1 protein-coding gene is annotated in these 1,259 nt (G+C 45.0%); it reads right to left on the reverse strand.

What is annotated here, in order from left to right; genetic code table 11:
• Nucleotides 1-1,149 (reverse strand): IS4 family transposase (locus AB4209_RS02945; protein WP_372054799.1); only part of this gene is annotated, 1,149 nt, incomplete at its 3' end.
• Nucleotides 1,150-1,259: the final 110 nt, after the last annotated feature.

Below are 1,259 nucleotides of genomic sequence, written 5' to 3' on the forward strand. Positions count from 1 at the left end.
TTCTGACCATGCGCCGTGACTGATACATTCAAATATTGGTAACAGCCAGACATCCACATTTTTTGCCGCTTTAAACAATGAGACCGATGGCATTATCTGAAGCGCAATACTACGCCTAATGATCAGCGCAAGTAAACTGGCCCAGATGAGCCCATCAACGATGGCCTTTTGTGCGGTGACAAATCGTTGCCAGTTGGTGTGAGACTTTAACTCTTTAAAAAGCAGTTCCACCTGCCATCGACAGCGGTAGATCGCCATGATGTCATCGGCAGTAAAGGTGTCTGAAGGTAAGTTAGTTATCCAAATGCAGAATCGTTTTTCTTCAGCAAACCATCGTCGCACGACTCTAAACTCTTGTTTACCTCGACGGACTTTTAGGTCAAGGACCTGCGAACGGTTGGTACCTCGAGTAATGTCTTTCAGCTTCTTCCCTTCTAGCTTAGGCAGCAGTCGCCCCTTGCCGTTCCTTGCCTCAATAATCATAGGGTTCAGAGACTTAGCACCTCGGACAATATAGAATCCGCCATGCTGTTCAAGCTCTCGAAAGAAGTGGAAATCAGGATACCCTGCGTCAGCTAACAGCAATTTGTTGTTCATCGTTTTGGGCTCAGGTAAAAAATCTCTTTCTGATGCCGTATCAGCGCTGATGTTCATCGCGACTGGAGAAAAGCTTTTCAACGACATTGTCATATGACATTCAACCGCTGCAGGGTTACGTTTAAATCGACTCGGATAAACATCCGCCAGGTCACGATGGATGTGGAAAGAGCTGCCATCTTGAAGCAGTACATCATCAAAGGTGTCGAGCTTATTTGGTAGACCGACATTCTGCTGGCGAGCAAATTGAGCTATTGCTCGCATAACAAGTTGCCGCATGAAATTAGGAAACTCATTTTTCCTCAACTGGTTATGGTAAGGCTTGTATGCCACGGCACCTTCAGGGCTCAAGCACATCCCATTGAATTGTCGCAGTAAATCCGCAATGGAAGTGCAGTTTCCTTTGCTTAACGCGGCCACTAAGCTAATGACTAGCTGCTCGGGTAATATCGCCCGACACCGTTTCATCAGGCCTGTACTTTTCGCCATTTTTTGGAGGGTGTCAGCATTAAAGAATTGCTTAAATTGCTTCTGTAAGGAGATAATCGTCATCGGCTTCACTATTGATGTAGGTAGTTTGTTTGGCGACGATTATCTGATCATAAATGAAGCCTTTTTTCTATCTAAATAAACAAGTTAGCTCTTAAGATCCTGTCTATGTA

The organism is Vibrio sp. 10N.286.48.C11 (assembly GCF_041469805.1).
Taxonomy (GTDB): Bacteria; Pseudomonadota; Gammaproteobacteria; order Enterobacterales; family Vibrionaceae; genus Vibrio; species Vibrio crassostreae_C.